The sequence below is a fragment of the Streptomyces radiopugnans genome, assembly GCF_900110735.1.
GTDB lineage: Bacteria > Actinomycetota > Actinomycetes > Streptomycetales > Streptomycetaceae > Streptomyces > Streptomyces radiopugnans.
In genome coordinates, this window is record NZ_FOET01000015.1 from 122,540 (window position 1) to 141,746 (window position 19,207).

The 19,207-nt window shown below is 72.5% G+C and carries 16 protein-coding genes; 13 read left to right on the top strand and 3 right to left on the bottom strand.

What is annotated here, in order from left to right:
* The first annotated feature begins 99 nt into the window (after nucleotides 1-99).
* From secD to BMY40_RS22605, 4 genes are all read left to right on the top strand, one after another.
* Entirely contained in the window at nucleotides 100-1,920 is a 1,821-nt protein-coding gene (gene secD / locus BMY40_RS22590; RefSeq protein WP_093662526.1) for a protein translocase subunit SecD, read from the top strand.
* Between the two features lies 1 nt (nucleotide 1,921).
* Nucleotides 1,922-3,049, top strand: a complete 1,128-nt coding sequence (secF, locus tag BMY40_RS22595) for a protein translocase subunit SecF (protein WP_093662528.1) — start codon at nucleotides 1,922-1,924, stop codon at nucleotides 3,047-3,049.
* A gap of 4 nt (nucleotides 3,050-3,053) precedes the next feature.
* Nucleotides 3,054-3,614, top strand: coding sequence for an adenine phosphoribosyltransferase (locus BMY40_RS22600; RefSeq protein ID WP_093662611.1), 561 nt, complete (start codon nucleotides 3,054-3,056; stop codon nucleotides 3,612-3,614).
* 255 nt (nucleotides 3,615-3,869) lie between these two features.
* On the top strand, nucleotides 3,870-6,374 hold the full coding sequence (locus BMY40_RS22605) for a RelA/SpoT family protein (protein ID WP_093662530.1): 2,505 nt from the start codon (nucleotides 3,870-3,872) through the stop codon (nucleotides 6,372-6,374).
* Between the two features lie 123 nt (nucleotides 6,375-6,497).
* On the opposite strand, the gene BMY40_RS22610 is transcribed toward BMY40_RS22605, so the two are convergent.
* A complete protein-coding gene (locus BMY40_RS22610; RefSeq protein WP_093662532.1) occupies nucleotides 6,498-7,727 on the bottom strand; it encodes a DUF349 domain-containing protein in 1,230 nt (409 codons plus the stop codon).
* A 281-nt stretch (nucleotides 7,728-8,008) separates the two neighbouring features.
* Nucleotides 8,009-8,872, bottom strand: coding sequence for a peptidylprolyl isomerase (locus BMY40_RS22615; RefSeq protein WP_093662534.1), 864 nt, complete (start codon nucleotides 8,870-8,872; stop codon nucleotides 8,009-8,011).
* Between the two features lie 192 nt (nucleotides 8,873-9,064).
* Between BMY40_RS22615 and BMY40_RS22620 the strand changes: the two genes are divergently transcribed.
* The 4 genes from BMY40_RS22620 (at nucleotide 9,065) to BMY40_RS22635 (ending at nucleotide 13,273) form a co-directional block, all read left to right on the top strand.
* Nucleotides 9,065-9,787 (top strand): MBL fold metallo-hydrolase, encoded by a 723-nt coding sequence (locus BMY40_RS22620; RefSeq protein ID WP_093662536.1) that lies wholly within the window; start codon nucleotides 9,065-9,067, stop codon nucleotides 9,785-9,787.
* Between the two features lie 13 nt (nucleotides 9,788-9,800).
* On the top strand, nucleotides 9,801-11,060 hold the full coding sequence (hisS, locus tag BMY40_RS22625; protein ID WP_093662538.1) for a histidine--tRNA ligase: 1,260 nt from the start codon (nucleotides 9,801-9,803) through the stop codon (nucleotides 11,058-11,060).
* Between the two features lie 58 nt (nucleotides 11,061-11,118).
* Entirely contained in the window at nucleotides 11,119-11,781 is a 663-nt protein-coding gene (locus BMY40_RS22630; protein WP_093662540.1) for a vitamin K epoxide reductase family protein, read from the top strand.
* A 124-nt stretch (nucleotides 11,782-11,905) separates the two neighbouring features.
* The gene (locus BMY40_RS22635) at nucleotides 11,906-13,273 is read left to right on the top strand and encodes a replication-associated recombination protein A (protein WP_093662542.1); all 1,368 of its coding nucleotides are present in this window, start codon (nucleotides 11,906-11,908) and stop codon (nucleotides 13,271-13,273) included.
* Nucleotides 13,274-13,332: 59 nt separating this feature from the next.
* Here BMY40_RS22635 and BMY40_RS22640 read toward each other — a convergent pair whose 3' ends face one another.
* Nucleotides 13,333-14,229, bottom strand: a complete 897-nt coding sequence (locus BMY40_RS22640) for a DUF2470 domain-containing protein (RefSeq protein ID WP_425443159.1) — start codon at nucleotides 14,227-14,229, stop codon at nucleotides 13,333-13,335.
* On the opposite strand from BMY40_RS22640, the gene rpsD reads away from it, so the two are divergent.
* From rpsD to ruvX, 5 genes are all read left to right on the top strand, one after another.
* A complete protein-coding gene (rpsD, locus tag BMY40_RS22645; protein WP_093662546.1) occupies nucleotides 14,228-14,896 on the top strand; it encodes a 30S ribosomal protein S4 in 669 nt (222 codons plus the stop codon). The two genes, BMY40_RS22640 and rpsD, sit on opposite strands and share 2 nt — an antisense overlap.
* 320 nt (nucleotides 14,897-15,216) lie before the next feature.
* Entirely contained in the window at nucleotides 15,217-15,654 is a 438-nt protein-coding gene (locus tag BMY40_RS22650) for a DUF948 domain-containing protein (RefSeq protein WP_093662548.1), read from the top strand.
* Between the two features lie 7 nt (nucleotides 15,655-15,661).
* Complete coding sequence (locus BMY40_RS22655; protein WP_093662550.1) at nucleotides 15,662-16,003, top strand: DUF6167 family protein; 342 nt, start codon at nucleotides 15,662-15,664, stop codon at nucleotides 16,001-16,003.
* On the top strand, nucleotides 16,003-18,666 hold the full coding sequence (gene alaS / locus BMY40_RS22660; protein WP_093662552.1) for an alanine--tRNA ligase: 2,664 nt from the start codon (nucleotides 16,003-16,005) through the stop codon (nucleotides 18,664-18,666). Before BMY40_RS22655 ends, alaS begins: the two co-directional genes overlap by 1 nt.
* Entirely contained in the window at nucleotides 18,666-19,133 is a 468-nt protein-coding gene (ruvX, locus tag BMY40_RS22665) for a Holliday junction resolvase RuvX (RefSeq protein ID WP_093662554.1), read from the top strand. Before alaS ends, ruvX begins: the two co-directional genes overlap by 1 nt.
* Nucleotides 19,134-19,207: the final 74 nt, after the last annotated feature.

Consider the following 19,207-nt stretch of genomic DNA (forward strand, 5'->3'; position numbering starts at 1 on the left):
CCCCGACGGGCCCGGCGGTGCCGCACGTCCTTACGACCACTTCGCGCGCCGCGCGGCGACCATTCGAGCGCGGGCGGTTGGACAGGGAGATACGAGAAGGTGGCAGCACCGAAGAAAGGTCGCAGATCACCGGGCACCCAGGGACGGCCGTGGCGCTCCCTGGCGCTCATCCTGGTGGCCATGGTGGCGCTCACCGGAGGCATGTTCCTCTCCGGGCACACCACGCCCCGCCTGGGCATCGACCTCGCCGGCGGCACGAGCATCACGCTCACGGCCAAGGCCCAGCCCGGCAAGGAGGAGGCGATCAACGAGACCAACATGAACACCGCCGTCTCCATCATCGAGCGGCGGGTCAACGGTCTGGGCGTCGCCGAGGCCGAGGTGCGGACGCAGGGTGCCGAGAACATCGTCGTCAACATCCCGCGGGGCACCGACGAGAAGCAGGCCCGGGAGCAGGTCGGCACCACCGCCCAGCTCGCGTTCCGCCCGGTCCTGACCGTCGCGTCCGGAGCCCCCGCCCAGCCGGACCCCTCGGCGAGTCCGTCGGGCGCCGCCGGTGAGAAGGACGAGAAGGCGGAGGACGGCGAGAAGGCCGAGGAGGCGACGGACGGCGAGAAGTCCGGCGACTCCTCCGCGTCCCCCTCACCCGAGGCCTCCACCCAGGGCCGGGCCGTCACCGAGGACCTGCTGGCCGAAGGCTCCGAGTCGCCCACCCCCTCGGCGCCCGCGTCCGGGAGCGAGGAGTCCGAGGAGCCCGCCGACCCCGAGCCCTCCCAGCCGGCTCCGGCGCCGGACGCCGGCATCCCGGCCGACCTGCAGAAGAAGCTCGACGCACTGGACTGCGCCACCGACGAGGGCCGCTCCAAGGCCAGTCGGGCCGCCGCCGAGGCGGAGAACTCCGAGCCCGTCGCGTCCTGCGACGAGAGCGGCCTGTACAAGTACGCGCTCGGCCCCGTCGCCGTCCCCGGCACCGACGTCACCGACGCCGCGGCCCTCTTCGACGACCAGCGCGCCCAGGGCTGGATCGTCACCATGGAGTTCGACTCCAACGGCGCCGAGAAGTTCGCCGACATCACCGAGGAGCTCTCCACCCAGGCCGAGCCGCGCAACCAGTTCGCGATCGTGCTGGACGGCGAGGTCGTCTCCGCCCCCCGCGTCTCCGAGCGGCTCGGCGGCGGCAGCGCCGAGATCTCCGGCAGCTTCAACCAGCAGTCCGCCGAGGAACTGGCCAACATCCTGTCCTACGGCGCCCTGCCGCTCTCCTTCGAGGAGAGCAACGTGACCACCATCTCGCCCACGCTCGGCTCCGAGCAGCTCAAGGCGGGCCTGATCGCCGGAGCCATCGGCCTGGTGCTGGTCGTCGCGTACCTGCTCTTCTACTACCGGGTGCTGGCGCTGGTCGCGATCTCCAGCCTGCTGGCCGCGGCCATCCTCACCTACGTCGTCATGACCCTGCTCGGCCCGGCCATCGGCTTCGCGCTGAGCCTGCCGGCCATCTGCGGCGCCATCGTGGCCATCGGCATCACCACGGACTCCTTCATCGTCTACTTCGAGAGGATCCGCGACGAGATCCGCGAGGGCCGCTCCATCCGGGCCGCCTTCGAGCGGGCCTGGCCCAGCGCCCGGCGGACCATCCTGGTCTCCGACGTGGTCTCGATCATCGCAGCGATCGTGCTGTTCATCGTCTCGATCGGCTCGGTCCAGGGCTTCGCCTTCGTGCTCGGCCTGACGACCGCGCTGGACCTGGCCATCGTCTTCCTGCTGACCAAGCCGATGATGACGATCATGGCCGGCCGCAAGTTCTTCACCAGCGGCCATCCGTGGTCCGGACTCGACCCGAAGCGGCTCGGGGTCACCCCGCCGCTGTACCGGGGCCGCCGCGCCGCGGTCGCCGCCCCCGCCGAACCGAAGGAGGCCTGAGATGTCACGATTCGGTGATCTCGGCGGCAAGCTGTACCGCGGCGAGGCCAGCTACGACTTCGTCGGGAAGCGGAAGCTCTGGTACGGCGTCACGCTGCTGCTGATGCTGATCTCCCTGGTGGGCCTGGGGGCCCGCGGCCTGTACATGGGCATCGAGTTCCAGGGCGGTGCCGTCTTCACCACCCCGCCCACCCAGATGTCGATCGAGGACGCCCGCGAGACCGCCCAGGAGGTCTCCGGCACCGAGCCCCGCATCCAGGAACTGGGCAGCGGCGCGCTGCGCATCCAGGTCACCGGGCTGGACAACGAGCAGTCGGAGAAGACCCGCGCGGCCCTCGCCGACGAGCTCGGCCTGGAGACCCAGGAGCTGGACACCGAGCTGGTGGGCCCGAGCTGGGGCGACCAGATGAGCAGCAAGGCGATCCAGGGCCTGGTCGTCTTCCTCATCCTGGTCAGCGTCTACCTGGCCATCGCCTTCGAGTGGCGGATGGCGGTGGGCGCCATGGGCGCCCTGGTGCACGACCTGGTCGTCACCATCGGCGTCTACGCCATCGTCGGCTTCGAGGTGACCCCGGGCACGGTGGTCGGCGTCCTGACGATCCTCAGCTACTCGCTGTACGACACGGTGGTGGTCTTCGACAAGGTCAAGGAGAAGACCCGCGGCCTGCTCAAGCAGAACCGCCACACCTACAGCGAGCTGGCCAACCTCGGCATCAACGCCACCGTGATCCGCTCCGTCAACACCTCGGTGGTCGCCCTGCTGCCGGTGGCCGGACTGCTGTTCATCGGCACCGGCCTGCTCGGCGGCGGCATGCTCAAGGACATCTCGCTGTCGCTGTTCATCGGCCTCACCGCCGGTACCTTCTCCTCCATCTTCATCGCCACCCCGATCGTGGTGGACCTCAAGCTCCGCTCGCCGGAGATCAAGGCCCACGACCGGCGGACGCTGGCCAAGCGGGCCAAGGGCGGCGACGGAGCCGAGGAGACCGAGGAGACGGGCGAGAACGCGGACTCCGGTGCGCGGCGGCCGGCGGAGGCCGGCGCCGCGACGGCCGGAGCCGTCGGCGGACCCCGCTCGCCGGAGTCCGGCAGCCGCGGGCGCGGGCGTCCCTCCGGACGGCGGCGGTGACCCGATGATCTCCGTCACCGCCGACTTCGAGAGGCTGCGCGGCCTGCTGCTCAGCAGGATCCGCGACGTGCCCGACTACCCCAAGCCGGGAGTGCTGTTCAAGGACATCACCCCGCTCCTGGCCGATCCCGAGGCCTTCACCGCCCTCACCGACGCACTGGCCGGCCTCGCCCGGGAGCGCGGCGCCACCAAGGTGGTCGGCCTGGAGGCGCGCGGCTTCATCCTGGCCGCCCCGGCGGCGGTGCGGGCGGGCGTCGGCTTCATCCCCGTGCGCAAGGCGGGCAAGCTGCCCGGCGCCACCCTGTCGCAGGCGTACGAGCTGGAGTACGGCAGCGCCGAGATCGAGATCCACGCCGAGGACCTCACCACCGAGGACCGGGTGCTGGTGATCGACGACGTGCTGGCCACCGGCGGCACCGCCGAGGCGTCGCTGCGCCTGATCCGCCGATCGGGGGCACAGGTCGCCGGCGTCGCGGTCCTGATGGAGCTGGGCTTCCTGCCCGGCCGGACCAGACTGGAGGCGGCCCTGGAGGGCGCTCCGCTGGACGTCGTGATCACCGTCTGAGAGCAGCCGGTGCCGCCGCGGCACCGGCTTCGCGGAGGGGATGGCCCGGGGCGCTCCGGGCCATCCCCTCCGTCGCGTCCGGCCCTCCGTCTGTGACACCCTCGAAGACGTCCGAAGACATCCGAGGCCGCCCCGCGCCGGCGCCCGGCTCGTTCCGGGGCCGGGGTGGATACCATGGCAGTCCGGCCTGTTCCCGGCCGGAACCGCCCTCCTCACGCCGCGACCGGCGAGGAGGGGCCCACCGAGGAGTTGCCCTTGCCAGACGAGGCCAAGCCGCTCACCGCAGCGCAGCAGCAGGACGCCGGCAGGCCGGCGAAGTCCTCCACGGCAGGCGCCACCGCGGCCGGGAAGCGCGGCGGCACCCCCAAGCCGTTGCCGTCCACCGCCTCGCCCGCGGGCGGGAAGCGCGACGACGCGGCCTCCCGGGACAAGGCCTCGGCCACCCGCGCCGTCTCGGGCGTCTCCGGGCGCTCGGGCTCCTCCAACCGCGTCCGCGCCCGCCTGGCCCGCCTCGGCGTCCAGCGGTCCAGCCCCTACAACCCCGTGCTGGAACCGCTGCTGCGGATCGTCCGGAGCAACGACCCCAAGGCCGACACCTCCACCCTGCGCCAGATCGAGCGCGCCTACCAGGTCGCCGAGCGGTGGCACCGCGGGCAGAAGCGCAAGAGCGGCGACCCGTACATCACCCACCCGCTGGCCGTCACCACCATCCTCGCCGAGCTGGGCATGGACCCGGCCACCCTGATGGCCGGCCTGCTGCACGACACGGTGGAGGACACCGAGTACGGCCTGGACACCCTGCGCCGCGACTTCGGCGACCAGGTGGCCCTCCTCGTCGACGGCGTCACCAAGCTGGACAAGGTCAAGTTCGGCGAGGCGGCCCAGGCCGAGACGGTCCGCAAGATGGTCGTCGCCATGGCCAAGGACCCCAGGGTGCTGGTCATCAAGCTCGCCGACCGCCTGCACAACATGCGCACCATGCGCTACCTCAAGCGGGAGAAGCAGGAGCAGAAGGCCCGCGAGACGCTGGAGATCTACGCCCCGCTCGCCCACCGCCTGGGCATGAACACCATCAAGTGGGAGCTGGAGGACCTCGCCTTCGCGATCCTCTACCCCAAGATGTACGACGAGATCGTCCGGCTGGTCGCCGAGCGCGCGCCCAAGCGCGACGAGTACCTGGCGACCGTCATCGACGAGGTCCAGGCCGACCTGCGCGGCGCCCGCATCAAGGCGACCGTCACCGGCCGCCCCAAGCACTACTACAGCGTCTACCAGAAGATGATCGTGCGGGGCCGCGACTTCGCCGAGATCTACGACCTGGTGGGCATCCGCGTCCTGGTCGACACCGTCCGCGACTGCTACGCGGCGCTGGGGACCGTCCACGCCCGGTGGAATCCGGTGCCGGGGCGGTTCAAGGACTACATCGCGATGCCCAAGTTCAACATGTACCAGTCGCTGCACACGACGGTCATCGGGCCCGGCGGCAAGCCGGTCGAGCTGCAGATCCGCACCTACGACATGCACCGCCGCGCCGAGTACGGCATCGCCGCGCACTGGAAGTACAAGCAGGAGGCCGTCGCCGGCGCTTCCAAGGTCCGCACCGACGCGCCCGCCAGGAAGGGCGACGCCGTCAACGACATGGCGTGGCTGCGGCAGCTGCTGGACTGGCAGAAGGAGACCGAGGACCCGGGCGAGTTCCTGGAGTCGCTGCGCTTCGACCTCTCGCGCAACGAGGTCTTCGTCTTCACGCCCAAGGGCGACGTCATAGCGCTCCCGGCGGGCGCCACCCCGGTGGACTTCGCCTACGCCGTCCACACCGAGGTCGGCCACCGCACCATCGGCGCCCGCGTCAACGGGCGCCTGGTGCCGCTGGAGTCCACCCTGGACAACGGCGACCTGGTGGAGGTCTTCACCTCCAAGTCGCCCGGCGCCGGCCCCTCCCGCGACTGGCTGAGCTTCGTCAAGTCGCCGCGCGCCCGCAACAAGATCCGCGCCTGGTTCTCCAAGGAGCGGCGCGAGGAGGCCATCGAGCAGGGCAAGGACGCCATCGTGCGGGCCATGCGCAAGCAGAACCTGCCGATCCAGCGCATCCTCACCGGCGACTCCCTGGTCACCCAGGCGCACGAGATGCGCTACCCCGACATCTCGGCGCTCTACGCGGCCATCGGCGAGGGCCACGTCTCCGCGCAGAACGTCGTCCAGAAGCTGATCCAGGCCATCGGCGGCGAGGAGGCCGCCAACGAGGACATCGCCGAGACCGCCCCGCCCATGCGCCGGCGCACCAAGCGGCGCTCCAGCGCGGACCCGGGCGTGATCGTCAAGGGCGTGGAGGACGTGTGGGTCAAGCTGGCCCGCTGCTGCACGCCCGTGCCCGGCGACCCGATCCTCGGGTTCGTCACCCGCGGCAACGGCGTCTCCGTCCACCGCGCCGACTGCGTCAACGTCGACTCGCTCTCGCGCGAGCCGGAGCGGATGCTGGAGGTCGAGTGGGCGCCCACCCAGTCCTCGGTCTTCCTGGTCGCCATCCAGGTCGAGGCGCTGGACCGCTCCCGGCTGCTGTCGGACGTCACCCGCGTGCTGTCCGACCAGCACGTGAACATCCTCTCCGCGGCCGTCCAGACCTCCCGGGACCGGGTGGCCATCTCCCGTTTCACCTTCGAGATGGGCGACCCCAAGCACCTGGGGCACGTGCTGAAGGCGGTGCGCGGGGTGGAGGGCGTCTACGACGTCTACCGCGTCACCTCGGCCCGCCGGTCGTAGCCCGGTCCGCCCGGTCCGTCCGGCCGGCCCGGACGACCGCGGCCGGGCGGACCGGGCACGGGGGCGGCCCCGGCACCTTCGAAGGTGCCGGGGCCGCCCGTCGTGTACCCGCGTCCCGCGTTCTCAGCCGCTGAACTCCCGCAGCCCCTTGAGGGCCTGGTCCAGCAGGGCCTGCCGGCCCTCGAGCTCGCGCTCCAGCTTCTCCGCCTTGGCGGTGTTGCCGGCCGCACGGGCCTTCTCGATCTGCGCGCGGAGCTTGTCCACGGCGTCCTGGAGCTGGCCGGTCAGGCCCTCCGCACGCGCCCGGGCCTCGGGGTTGGTGCGGCGCCACTCGGCCTCCTCGGCCTCCTGGATCGCCCGCTCCACCGCGTGCATCCGGCCCTCGATCCCGGCCCGGGCATCCCGGGGCACATGGCCGACGGCGTCCCAGCGCTCGTTGATCGCGCGGAAGGCCACCCGGGCCGCCTTCAGGTCGGTGACCGGGAGCAGCTTCTCCGCCTCGGCGGCCAGCTCCTCCTTGCGGGCCAGGTTCTCCCGCTGCTCGGCGTCCCGCTCGGCGAAGACCTCGCCGCGGGCGGCGAAGAAGACGTCCTGGGCGCCGCGGAAGCGCTGCCACAGCGCGTCCTCGTGCTCGCGCTGGGCCCGGCCGGCGGCCTTCCACTCCTGCATCAGCTCGCGGTAGCGGGCTGCCGTCGGACCCCAGTCCGTCGAACCGGACAGGGCCTCCGCCTCGGCGACCAGCTTCTCCTTGCGCCGCCGGGCCTCCTCGCGCTGGGCGTCCAGCGACGCGAAGTGGGCCTTGCGCCGCTTGGAGAAGGCCGAGCGGGCGTGCGAGAAGCGGTGCCACAGCTCGTCGTCGGACTTGCGGTCCAGCCGGGGCAGGCCCTTCCAGGTGTCCACCAGGGCGCGCAGCCGCTCCCCGGCGGCCCGCCACTGGTCGCTGGCGGCGAGCTCCTCGGCCTCGGCGACCAGCGCCTCCTTGGCCTTGCGCGCCTCCTCGGCCTGCCGGGCCCGGGCGGCCTTGCGCTCCTCCCGGCGGGTCTCGATCAGCTCGGTGAGCTGGTCCAGCCGCCTCCCCAGGGCCTCCAGGTCGCCCACCGCGTGCGCCTCTTCGACCTGCTGCCGCAGGTGCCCGACGGCGGCCAGGGCGTCCTTGGCCGACAGATCGGTGGTCTTCACCCGGCGCTCAAGGAGGTCGATCTCCACGACCAGGCCGTCGTACTTGCGCTCGAAGTAGGCCAGGGCCTCCTCGGGGGCTCCGGCCTGCCACGAGCCGACGACCTTCTCGCCGTCGGCGGTACGCACGTAAACGGTCCCCGTCTCATCGACGCGGCCCCACGGGTCGCTGCTCACAGCGCCTCCTCCACATGATGCCGACGGGAGGCGTGCGCTCCCCGGCATCGTCCACGGTTGTCATACGGCCGACGGTCGGATTCGACCGGTCGGGCCGGTCCGGCCGCACCGGTTCGACCGGCCGGCCGGGGGGTTTGCCCGGCCGTCGGCGCAGGCACCCCGTACAACGCCCAACATAGGCGACCGGTGCCCGCCCTGTCCGCATCCCGGGCGACCGAAATCCGGGTGCGCGGCCGCCGGGAGCGGCCGCCGGGCACGGGCGCGGCACCGGCCGCCGGGGGTCACTTCTTCCGCACCGTCGCCTTGTCGATCACCACGGTCGCGTTCGGCTTGGTGTTGCCCGTCTGCGGGTCCGGGGTCATACCGGCGTCGGCGATCTTCTTCAGCACGTCCATGCCCTTGGTGACGGTGCCGAAGGGGGTGTAGTCCGGGGGCAGCTGGCTGTCCTCGTAGACCAGGAAGAACTGGCTGCCGCCGCTGTCCCGGCCCTCCTTGGTCTGGGCGTTGTACCGGTTGGCCATGGCGACCGTGCCCGCCGGATAGGTGCCCTTCTTCACCTTCGGGTCGTCGAGGTTCTCGTCCGGGATCGAGTAGCCGGGCTGCTGGACCTTGCCGTCCTTCGACATGCCGGTGCCGGTGCCGGTCGGGTCGCCGCACTGCAGCACGTAGATGCCCTGGTTCACCAGGCGGTGGCACGGGGAGTGGTCGAGGTAGCCCTCACCGGCCAGGAACTCGAAGGAGTTCACGGTGCGCGGCGTCTTGGCGGCGTCCATCTCGATCTCGATGTCGCCGCAGGTGGTCTCCAGCTTCATCGTGTAGGTGGCCGAGGTGTCGATCGACATCTTCGGCTCCTTCTTCCAGTGCTTCTCGCTCGGCTCGCCCTTCGCCGGCTTCTCGCAGGGGTCCGGGGCCTTGCTGGTGGGCGGGGCGGAGGGCTCGGCGGAGGCCTTGTCGGCCTTCTTGTCGTCCGCCGCCAGGCCGCCCGCGGCCGCGTAGGCGCCGCCGGCCGCCAGGACCAGGGCCAGGCCGCCCGCGATGGAGGCGTTGCGGATCCGCCCCTTGCGCCGTGCCTCGGCCCGCCGCTGCTGCTGACGCAGGTACTTCTCGCGGGCGAGCTGCTTGCGCCGCTGCTCACTGCTGACCACGGGTCGTCTCCTTCGAATCCTTCGGGGCGTCTGTACGAGGCGTGCGTACGCACACGTGTGCCACAGCTTGGGCCGTACGGTATACGGGATACGGGTTCGCGGGCTCCGTCCCGTCGCCGGTAGGCTCTGTAACCGCTGCCGGCGGCCGGTCCGACGGCCGCGGCATCCCTGCCGGACGACCGAAGGACGATCGTGCTCATTGCCGGGTTCCCCGCCGGGGCCTGGGGGACCAACTGCTATCTGGTCGCCCCCGCCGCGGGCGAGGAGTGCGTGATCATCGACCCGGGCCACCAGGCCGCCGAAGGCGTCGAGGAGGCCATAGCCAGGCACCGCCTCAAGCCGGTCGCCGTCGTCCTCACCCACGGCCACATCGACCACGTGGCCTCCGTGGTCCCGGTGTGCGGCGCGCACGGTGTGCCCGCCTGGATCCACCCGGAGGACCGGGAGATGATGAGCGACCCCGAGAAGTGGCTGGGCCGCTCCATCGGGCAGCCGCTGATGGGCGAGCTCTCCGTGGGGGAGCCGGACGACGTGGAGGAACTGGCCGACGGCGCCGTGCTGTCCCTGGCCGGACTGGAGCTGACCGTCTCGCACGCGCCGGGCCATACCAGGGGGTCGGTGACCTTCCGGATGCCCGAGCAGGCCGACGTCCCGCCGGTGCTGTTCTCGGGCGACCTGCTGTTCGCCGGCTCCATCGGACGCACCGACCTGCCCGGTGGCGACCACGCCGAGATCCTGCGGTCGCTGGCACGCGTGTGCCTGCCCCTGGACGACTCGACCGTGGTGCTCTCCGGCCACGGCCCCCAGACCACCATCGGCCGCGAGCGCGCCACCAACCCGTTCCTGCGGGAGGTGGCCGCCGGCGGCCCGTTCGGAACGGGAGGCGGCACCGCCGCCCCGCGACGAGGAATGTGACGACGAAGAAGACGTGAGCACCTTCTCCGCCCCCAGGGGCACCTATGACCTGATCCCCCCGGAGTCGGCCGACTACCTCGCGGTGCGCGAGGCGATCGCCGCGCCGCTGCGGCGCGCCGGCTACGGCTACATCGAGACGCCCGGCTTCGAGAACGTCGAGCTGTTCGCCCGCGGTGTCGGCGAGTCCACCGACATCGTGACCAAGGAGATGTACACCCTCACCACCAAGGGAGGCAGCCGCCTGGCGCTGCGCCCCGAGGGCACCGCGCCGGTCGTCCGCGCCGTACTGGAGCACAACCTGCACCGCGGCGCGCTGCCGGTGAAGGTCTGGTACTCCGGCTCGCAGTACCGCTACGAGCGCCCCCAGGCCGGCCGCTACCGGCACTTCTCCCAGGTCGGCGCCGAGGCGCTGGGCGCCGAGGACCCGGCCCTGGACGCCGAGCTGATCATCCTGGCGGTGGACGCGTACCGCTCGCTGGGGCTGCGGAACTTCCGGCTGCTGCTGAACTCCCTGGGCGACCGCGAGTGCCGCCCGGTCTACCGCGCGGCCCTCCAGGACTTCCTGCGCGGACTCGACCTGGACGAGGACACCCGCGCCCGCGTCGAGATCAACCCGCTGCGCGTGCTGGACGACAAGCGCGAGGCCGTCCAGAAGCAGCTCGCCGGCGCGCCGATGATGCCCGACCACCTGTGCGAGGCGTGCAAGGAGTACCACGAGCAGGTGCGCGGGCTGCTGACGGCGGCCGGGGTGGAGTTCGAGGACGACGAGAAGCTGGTGCGCGGCCTGGACTACTACACCCGCACCACCTTCGAGTTCGTCCACGACGGGCTCGGCTCGCAGTCCGCGGTCGGCGGCGGCGGCCGCTACGACGGCCTGTCGGAGATGATCGGCGGCCCGCCGCTGCCGTCGGTGGGCTGGGCGCTGGGCGTGGACCGCACGGTCCTGGCCCTGCGGGCCGAGGGCGTGGAGCTCCCGCAGCCCTCGCGCACCCAGGTCTTCGCCGTCCCGCTGGGGGAGGAGGCGAGGCGCGCGCTGTTCGGCGTGGTCACCGAGCTGCGCCGGCAGGGGATCGCGACGGACTTCGCGTACGGCGGCCGCGGTCTGAAGAACGGCATGAAGTCGGCCAACCGCTCGGGGGCGGCGTACGCCGTCGTGGCCGGGGAGCGGGATCTGGCCGAGGGGGTCGTCCAGGTCAAGAACCTCGACAGCGGCGAGCAGGTCCCGGTGCCGCTGGACGGTGTGGTGGCGGAACTGCGACGGAATCTCGCCTGACTCGTTGTGCGTTGTGCACAATGAAGAACCCCACCTGAGACGACGGGATGACTCGACCATGACGACGACCACGGCACCCCGGGACGAAGCGGCCCGCACCGGCGACGACGGCGGCGGGCCGCCCGCGGGGGGTGCCGTGGGCGCGGGCCGTGCCTACGCCCTGCTGCTGGTGATCACCGGTCTGGCCGGAGTGCTCGCCGCCTGGGTGATCACGGTCGACAAGTTCAGACTGCTGGAGGCCAAGCTCACCGGGGACACGCTGGACATGGCGTGCGACATCAACCCGATCGTCTCCTGCGGCAGCGTGATGGAGAGCCCGCAGGCCGAGGCGTTCGGCTTCCCCAACCCGGTGCTCGGCCTGGTCACCTACGGCATGATCGTCGCCGTCGGCATGGGCCTGCTGGCCGGGGCGCGCTTCCCCCGCTGGTACTGGCTGACCATGAACGCCGGCATGCTCTTCGGAGTCGGCTTCTGCACCTGGCTGATGTACCAGTCGCTGTACGAGATCGGCAAGCTGTGCCTGTGGTGCAACCTGGCCTGGGTCGCCACCCTGCTGATGTTCTGGTACACGACCTTCCGCAACATCCACAACGGCTTCCTGCCCGCCCCGGCCTGGCTGCGCGAGGGCGTGCGGGAGTTCCACTGGGTGATCCCCGCGGTCCACGTCGGCATCATCGGCATGCTGGTCCTGACCCGCTGGTGGGACTTCTGGACGAGCTGATCCGTGAACGGCCGGAGGGCCGTCCCGTGCCGTCACCGGTGCGGGGCGGCCCTCCGGCCGTTCGTCCCGGAGGCGCCGGCGCTGCCGGTACGACTGTCGGCGGCGTGACTTAGGGTTGCGTTCCGTGGAACCGGATCTGTTCACCGCCGCCGCCGAGGAGCGCCAGGAGAAGGACCCGTCCGCCTCCCCCCTGGCGGTCCGGATGCGGCCGCGCACCCTGGACGAGGTCGTCGGCCAGCAGCACCTGCTGCGCCCGGGCTCCCCGCTGCGCCGCCTGGTCGGCGAGGGCGGGAAGGGGCCCGCGGGGCCGTCGTCGGTGATCCTGTGGGGGCCGCCGGGCACCGGCAAGACGACCCTGGCCTACGTCGTCAGCAAGGCCACCGACAAGCGCTTCACGGAGCTGTCGGCCATCACCGCCGGGGTCAAGGAGGTCCGGGCCGTCATCGACGGCGCACGGCGCTCGTCGGGCGCCTACGGCAAGGACACCGTGCTGTTCCTGGACGAGATCCACCGCTTCAGCAAGGCGCAGCAGGACTCGCTGCTGCCGGCCGTGGAGAACCGCTGGGTCACCCTCATCGCGGCGACGACGGAGAACCCGTACTTCTCGGTGATCTCCCCGCTGCTGTCCCGCTCGCTGCTGCTGACCCTGGAGCCGCTGACCGACGACGACCTGCGCGGGCTGCTGCGCCGAGCGGTCGCCGACGAGCGCGGGCTGGCGGGTGCGGTGGAGCTGCCGGGGGACGCCGAGGCGCATCTGCTGCGGATCGCCGGCGGCGACGCGCGCCGGGCGCTCACCGCGCTGGAGGCGGGCGCGGGCGCGGCCCTGGACAAGGGCGAGCGGGAGATCACCCTGGCGACGCTGGAGGAGGCCGTCGACCGGGCGGCGGTGAAGTACGACCGCGACGGGGACCAGCACTACGACGTGGCCAGCGCGCTCATCAAGTCCATCAGGGGATCGGACGTGGACGCGGCCCTGCACTACCTGGCCCGGATGATAGAGGCGGGGGAGGACCCGCGGTTCATCGCCCGGCGGCTGATGATCTCCGCCAGCGAGGACATCGGCCTGGCCGATCCCACGGCCCTGCAGACCGCCGTGGCCGCGGCCCAGGCGGTGGCGATGATCGGCTTCCCCGAGGCGCGGATCACGCTCGCCCAGGCGACCGTCGCCCTGGCCCTCGCCCCGAAGTCCAACGCCGCCTACCTGGCGATCGACGCGGCCCTGGCGGACGTACGGGCGGGCCTGGCCGGCCCCGTGCCGCGGCACCTGCGCGACGGCCACTACCAGGGCGCGAGGAAGATGGGCCACGGCGAGGGCTACCGCTACCCGCACGACCTGCCCGGCGGCATCGCCGCGCAGCAGTACGCCCCGGACGGCGTCCACGGCAGGCGCTACTACGAGCCGACGCGGTACGGGGCGGAGGCCCGGTACGCCGAGGTGGCGGAGCGGGTGCGGGCCAGGCTGCGGGGTGAGGGGGCGCCGGACAAGCCCTGAGGGCCCGCCGCCGGCTCCGCCGGGCCCCGCGCGTTCCCGGCGCCGTGGCCCTGGACCCCTCAGGACGCGGAACCGGCCTCGAACAGGGCCCGGACCGCACGGCGCAGCCCCGACGCGTCCCGCACCGGCCGCGGGAAGTCGAAGAGCGCGTCGAAGCCCCGCCCGTCCGCGCAGAACCGCACCCGCAGCCCGAAGCGGTCCAGGGCCACGGGCACCACCGCCTCCCAGGCGCCGCAGGCCCGCTCCCGCTCGCCCAGCAGCGAGCACAGCCCGCGCAGCAGGTCGTCGTGGGCGGTGGCGAGGTGCTGCAGGAACTCGGCCTCGTGGCGCGCCAGGGGGTCGGGCGCCGCGGCGGCGAACTCGTCCGGCTCGACGTGCCCCTCACCCCGCAGATCGCCGATCCACCCCTCGCCGACCTCCAGCCGCAGCGGTGTCCACGCCGCGCCCGGGAACGGCCCCGAGGGGTGCCGCTCGGCCATCAGCCGGGCGCAGGACGCCCGCTCGCCGCCGGAGACGGGGGTGAGCCAGCCCGCGACCTCGGCCCGGCCGCGAACGCGGTGGGGCACCGCGACGGGCGCCACGTCGGTGATCTCCATCACGACGGCCAGATCGCCGTCCCGGGCGTGGGCCGCGGCCCGGGCGGCCGGGGAACCGGCCGGGACCAGCAGGAGCACGTCCCCCTCGGGGGTGACGGCGCGGGCCTCGCAGGCACCTTGGCCCGGCCACTCCGGATCGCCCAGGTCCGCACCGGGAATGACCAGGGCGGCCGAGGCGTTCGACTCGACGAGGGTACGCATCCGCTCGGCGGCTCCGGGCCGCCGTTCGTCAGGCTCCGCCTCGGGACGCGGCTGACCCCTCCTCGCGCTCTCCGCCCCGGCGGCGGCTCCGGCACTGCCGCCGGGGCCGCCGCCGCGTGCGGAACCGGCGCCGGGCAGGGGGCTCCCAGGTCGAAACATGCGTTCTCCTCCGCTAAGGTTAGGCTCACCTAAATTACACGGAGGTCCGTTCAACGTGAACCAGTCGCGTCCCAAGGTCAAGAAGTCGCGTGCGCTCGGCATCGCGCTGACCCCGAAGGCCGTGAAGTACTTCGAGCAGCGCCCGTACCCGCCGGGCGAGCACGGCCGGGGCCGCAAGCAGAACAGCGACTACAAGGTCCGGCTGCTGGAGAAGCAGCGACTGCGCGCCCAGTACGACATCAGCGAGCGCCAGATGGCCCGCGCCTACGACCGCGCCCGCAAGGCCGAGGGCAAGACGGGCGAGGCCCTGGTCATCGAGCTGGAGCGCCGCCTGGACGCGCTCGTCCTGCGTTCGGGGATCGCCCGCACCATCTACCAGGCCCGCCAGATGGTCGTGCACGGCCACATCGAGGTCAACGGCCGCAAGGTCGACAAGCCCTCCTTCCGCGTCCGCCCGGAGGACGTGGTGTCCGTCCGCGAGCGCAGCCGCGCCAAGCACCCCTTCCAGGTGGCGCGCGAGGGCGGTTACGCGCCCGACGGCGAGACCCCGCGCTACCTCCAGGTCAACCTCCAGGCGCTGGCCTTCCGCCTGGACCGCGAGCCGAACCGCAAGGAGATCCCGGTCGTCTGCGACGAGCAGCTCGTCGTGGAGTACTACGCCCGCTGATCCCGCACCGCGCCCGTACCGCCCCTGCCGCCCGCCCCGGGCGGCAGGGGCGGTACGGGCGTCCGGACCTCCCGGTCCCCGGCCCTCCTGACGTCCCGCGCGGCAGGAGGGCCGCGGCGCGTCGCGCACCGGCGCGCGGGCGCGGGCCGGTGCCGCCGGGCCGGGGGAGCGCGGTGCGGGGACAATGCGGTACGGGCGACGGCCCGCGGCGCGATAAGGTCGGTATCCGCCGTCGCACCCGTGAGATCGGTGGGCAGGTACCCCCACGAACCGCAGGACGCGGCGGCCGACCCCATACGACCCGAGGGAAGCGGTGCAGCGTGTCCGGTGGAGAGGTGGCCGGCCTCCTGGTGGCCGTCTTCTGGGCGATCCTGGTGTCGTTCCTCGCCGTGGTGCTGGTGAGGCTCGCGCAGACGCTCAAGGCGGCGACCAGACTGGTGACGGGTGTGACGGAGCAGGCGGTCCCCCTCCTCAGCGAGGCATCCGAGACCGTCCGTTCGGCACAGAGCCAGCTCAGCCGGGTGGACGCCATCGCCTCGGACGTCCAGGAGGTCACCGCCAACGCCTCGGCGCTCTCCTCCACCGTCTCCACCGCCTTCGGCGGCCCGCTGGTCAAGGTCGCCGCGTTCGGCTACGGAGTGCGCCGCGCCCTCGGCCGCAGGAGCGACCCGCCGCGGTCCAAGCGCCCCGTCGTCGTGGGCCGGTCCGTGCCGGCCGCGCGCCGGGGGGCCGGCCGGCGCCGCGACGGAAAGGACTGATCCCACCGTGTTCCGCCGTGCCTTCTGGTTCAGCGCCGGCGCCGCCGCCGGCGTCTGGGCCACCACCAAGGTCAACCGCAAGCTGCGCAGCCTCGCGCCCGACAGCCTCGCCGTACGAGCGGCGGACCAGGCCGTGGCGGCCGGGCACCGGCTCAAGGACTTCGCGCTCGACGTCCGCGCCGGAATGGCACAGCGGGAGATCGAGTTGAACGACGCACTGGGACTGACGGCCCCCGCCGACCCCGGGGCCGCAGGCCAGGCGGAAGAACGCCGGGGGATCGCCGGACGGGCCCCGCACCGTCCCGCCCTCGGAGCCACCCACCCGTACGACCGGAATGAGGACCACTGATGGAGTCGGCTGAAATCCGCCGCCGCTGGCTGCGCTTCTTCGAGGAGCGGGGGCACACCGTCGTGCCGTCGGCGTCGCTGATCGCGGACGACCCGACGCTGCTGCTGGTCCCCGCCGGCATGGTGCCCTTCAAGCCGTACTTCCTGGGTGAGGCCACCCCGCCGTACGAGCGCGCCGTCAGTGTGCAGAAGTGCGTGCGCACCCCGGACATCGAGGAGGTCGGCAAGACCACCCGGCACGGCACCTTCTTCCAGATGTGCGGCAACTTCTCCTTCGGCGACTACTTCAAGGAGGGCGCCGCGAAGCTCGCCTGGGAGCTGCTCACCACGCCCCAGGACAAGGGCGGCTACGGCCTGGAGCCGGAGAAGCTGTGGATCACCGTCTACGAGGAGGACGACGAGGCCGAGCGCATCTGGCGCGACGTCGTCGGCGTCCCCGCGGAGCGGATCCAGCGGCTGGGCAAGAAGGAGAACTACTGGGACATGGGCGTGCCCGGTCCCTGCGGCCCCTGCTCGGAGATCAACTACGACCGCGGCCCCGAGTTCGGCGCCGAGGGCGGCCCGGCCGTCAACGACGAGCGCTACGTGGAGATCTGGAACCTGGTCTTCATGCAGTACGAGCGCGGGCCGGGCGAGGGCAAGGACTACCCGATCCTCGGTGAGCTGCCCAGCAAGAACATCGACACCGGCCTCGGTCTGGAGCGCCTGGCGATGATCCTGCAGGGCGTGCACAACATGTACGAGACCGACACCCTGCGTGCGGTCATCGACAAGGCCGGCGAACTGACCGGGGTGCGCTACGGCGCCGCCGAGGGCAGCGACGTCTCGCTGCGCGTGGTCGCCGACCACATGCGCACCTCCGTGATGCTCATCGGCGACGGCGTCACCCCCGGCAACGAGGGCCGCGGCTACGTGCTGCGCCGCATCATGCGCCGCGCCATCCGCAACATGCGCATCCTGGGCGCCGACAAGCCGGTCGTCGGCGAGCTGGTCGACACCGTGATCGGCACGATGGGGCAGCAGTACCCGGAGCTGATCACCGACCGGCAGCGCATCGAGACCGTCGCGCTCGCCGAGGAGGCCGCCTTCCTCAAGACCCTCAAGGCCGGCACCAACATCCTCGACACCGCCGTCACCGAGACCAAGGCCGCCGGCGGGGCCGTCCTGCCGGGCGAGAAGGCCTTCCTGCTCCACGACACCTGGGGCTTCCCCATCGACCTCACCCTGGAGATGGCCGCCGAGCAGGGCCTGTCCGTGGACGAGGAGGGCTTCCGCCGCCTGATGAGGGAGCAGCGGGAGCGCGCCAAGGCCGACGCCAGGGCCAAGAAGACCGGCCACGCCGACCTGAGCTCCTACCGCGAGGTCGCCGACACCGCCGGGACGACCGTCTTCACCGGCTACACCGACACCGAGGGCGAGGCGTCCGTCGTCGGCCTGCTGGTGAACGGCCTGCCCTCGCCGGCCGCCTCCGAGGGCGACGAGGTGGAGGTCGTGCTCGACCGCACCCCGTTCTACGCCGAGGGCGGCGGCCAGCAGCCCGACACCGGCCGCATCCGCCTGGACTCCGGCGCCGTCGTCGAGATCCGCGACGTCCAGCAGCCGGTGCCCGGCGTCACCGTGCACAAGGGCACCGTCCAGGTCGGCGAGGTCACCGTCGGCGCCTCGGCGTACGCCGCCATCGACGTCACGCGCCGCCGGGCCATCGCCCGCGCCCACAGCGCCACCCACCTCACCCACCAGGCGCTGCGCGACGCGCTCGGCCCGACGGCCGCCCAGGCCGGCTCCGAGAACGCCCCGGGCCGCTTCCGTTTCGACTTCGGCTCGCCGACCGCCGTGCCCGGCACCGTCCTCACCGACGTCGAGCAGAAGATCAACGAGGTTCTCGCCCGTGAACTCGACGTCATGGCCGAGGTGATGAGCATGGAGGAGGCCAAGAAGCAGGGCGCCATCGCCGAGTTCGGAGAGAAGTACGGCGACCGGGTGCGCGTGGTGACCATCGGCGACTTCTCCAAGGAGCTGTGCGGCGGCACCCACGTGCACAACACCGCCCAGCTCGGCCTGGTGAAGCTGCTGGGCGAGTCCTCCATCGGCTCCGGCGTGCGCCGCGTGGAGGCCCTGGTCGGCGTGGACGCCTACAACTTCCTCGCCCGCGAGCACACGGTGGTCTCCCAGCTCACCGATCTGCTCAAGGGTCGCCCCGAGGAGCTGCCGGAGAAGATCTCCGGGATGCTCGCCAAGCTCAAGGACGCCGAGAAGGAGATCGAGCGCTTCCGCGCCGAGAAGGTCCTGGCCGCCGCCGCGGGCCTTGCCTCCTCCGCCCGCGACGTCAACGGGACCGCCTTCGTCGGCGCCCGGGTCCCCGACGGCACGACCGCCGACGACCTGCGCAAGCTCGTCCTCGACGTGCGCGGCCGTATCCAGGGCGGGCGTCCGGCCGTGGTGGCCCTGTTCTCGGTGGCCAACGGCCGTCCGCTGACCGTCATCGCCACCAACGACGCCGCCCGCGACCGCGGCCTGAAGGCCGGCGACCTCGTCCGCGCCGCCGCCAAGGCCCTCGGCGGCGGGGGCGGCGGCAAGCCGGACGTCGCCCAGGGCGGCGGCCAGAACCCCCAGGCGGTCGACGAGGCCGTCGCCGCCGTCGAGCGCCTGGTGGCGGCCGCCTGATGAGGCGCGGCAGGCGGCTGGCCGTCGACGTCGGGGACGCCCGGATCGGGGTCGCCTCCTGCGACCCCGACGGGCTCCTGGCCACACCGGTGGAGACCGTGCCGGGACGCGACGTCCCGGCCGCCCGCCGCCGGCTGGCCGAACTCGTCGCGGAGTACGAACCGCTGGAGGTCGTGGTCGGGCTCCCCCGCTCCCTCAACGGGCGGGAGGGCCCGGCCGCGACCCGGGTGCGGGCCTTCGCCCGGGAACTGGCCCAGGCCGTCGCCCCGGTGGCGGTACGCCTGGTGGACGAGCGGATGAGCACCGTCACCGCGGCCCAGTCCATGCGCGCCTCGGGCGTCTCGTCGAAGAAGGGGCGCAGCCGGATCGACCAGGCCGCGGCCGTGGTCATCCTGCAGAGCGCACTGGAGACCGAGCGGGTGTCCGGCCAGGCCCCGGGGGAGTGCGTCGGGGCGGGCGGCCGATAGCGGTACGGTAACGTTCCGCTTCGGACGGCGCCGTTCGAACACCAAGCCGTACGCCGGAGACGGCTGTTCGGGCA

Coding starts and splice junctions, on each gene's coding strand:
- rpsD (WP_093662546.1), top strand. CDS start 14,228: ATGCGTTCTCCTCCGCTAAGGTTAGGCTCACCTAAATTACACGGAGGT.
- secF (WP_093662528.1), top strand. CDS start 1,922: ATGTCACGATTCGGTGATCTCGGCGGCAAGCTGTACCGCGGCGAGGCC.
- BMY40_RS22640 (WP_425443159.1), bottom strand. CDS start 14,229: ATGTTTCGACCTGGGAGCCCCCTGCCCGGCGCCGGTTCCGCACGCGGC.
- ruvX (WP_093662554.1), top strand. CDS start 18,666: ATGAGGCGCGGCAGGCGGCTGGCCGTCGACGTCGGGGACGCCCGGATC.
- BMY40_RS22630 (WP_093662540.1), top strand. CDS start 11,119: ATGACGACGACCACGGCACCCCGGGACGAAGCGGCCCGCACCGGCGAC.
- BMY40_RS22600 (WP_093662611.1), top strand. CDS start 3,054: ATGATCTCCGTCACCGCCGACTTCGAGAGGCTGCGCGGCCTGCTGCTC.
- alaS (WP_093662552.1), top strand. CDS start 16,003: ATGGAGTCGGCTGAAATCCGCCGCCGCTGGCTGCGCTTCTTCGAGGAG.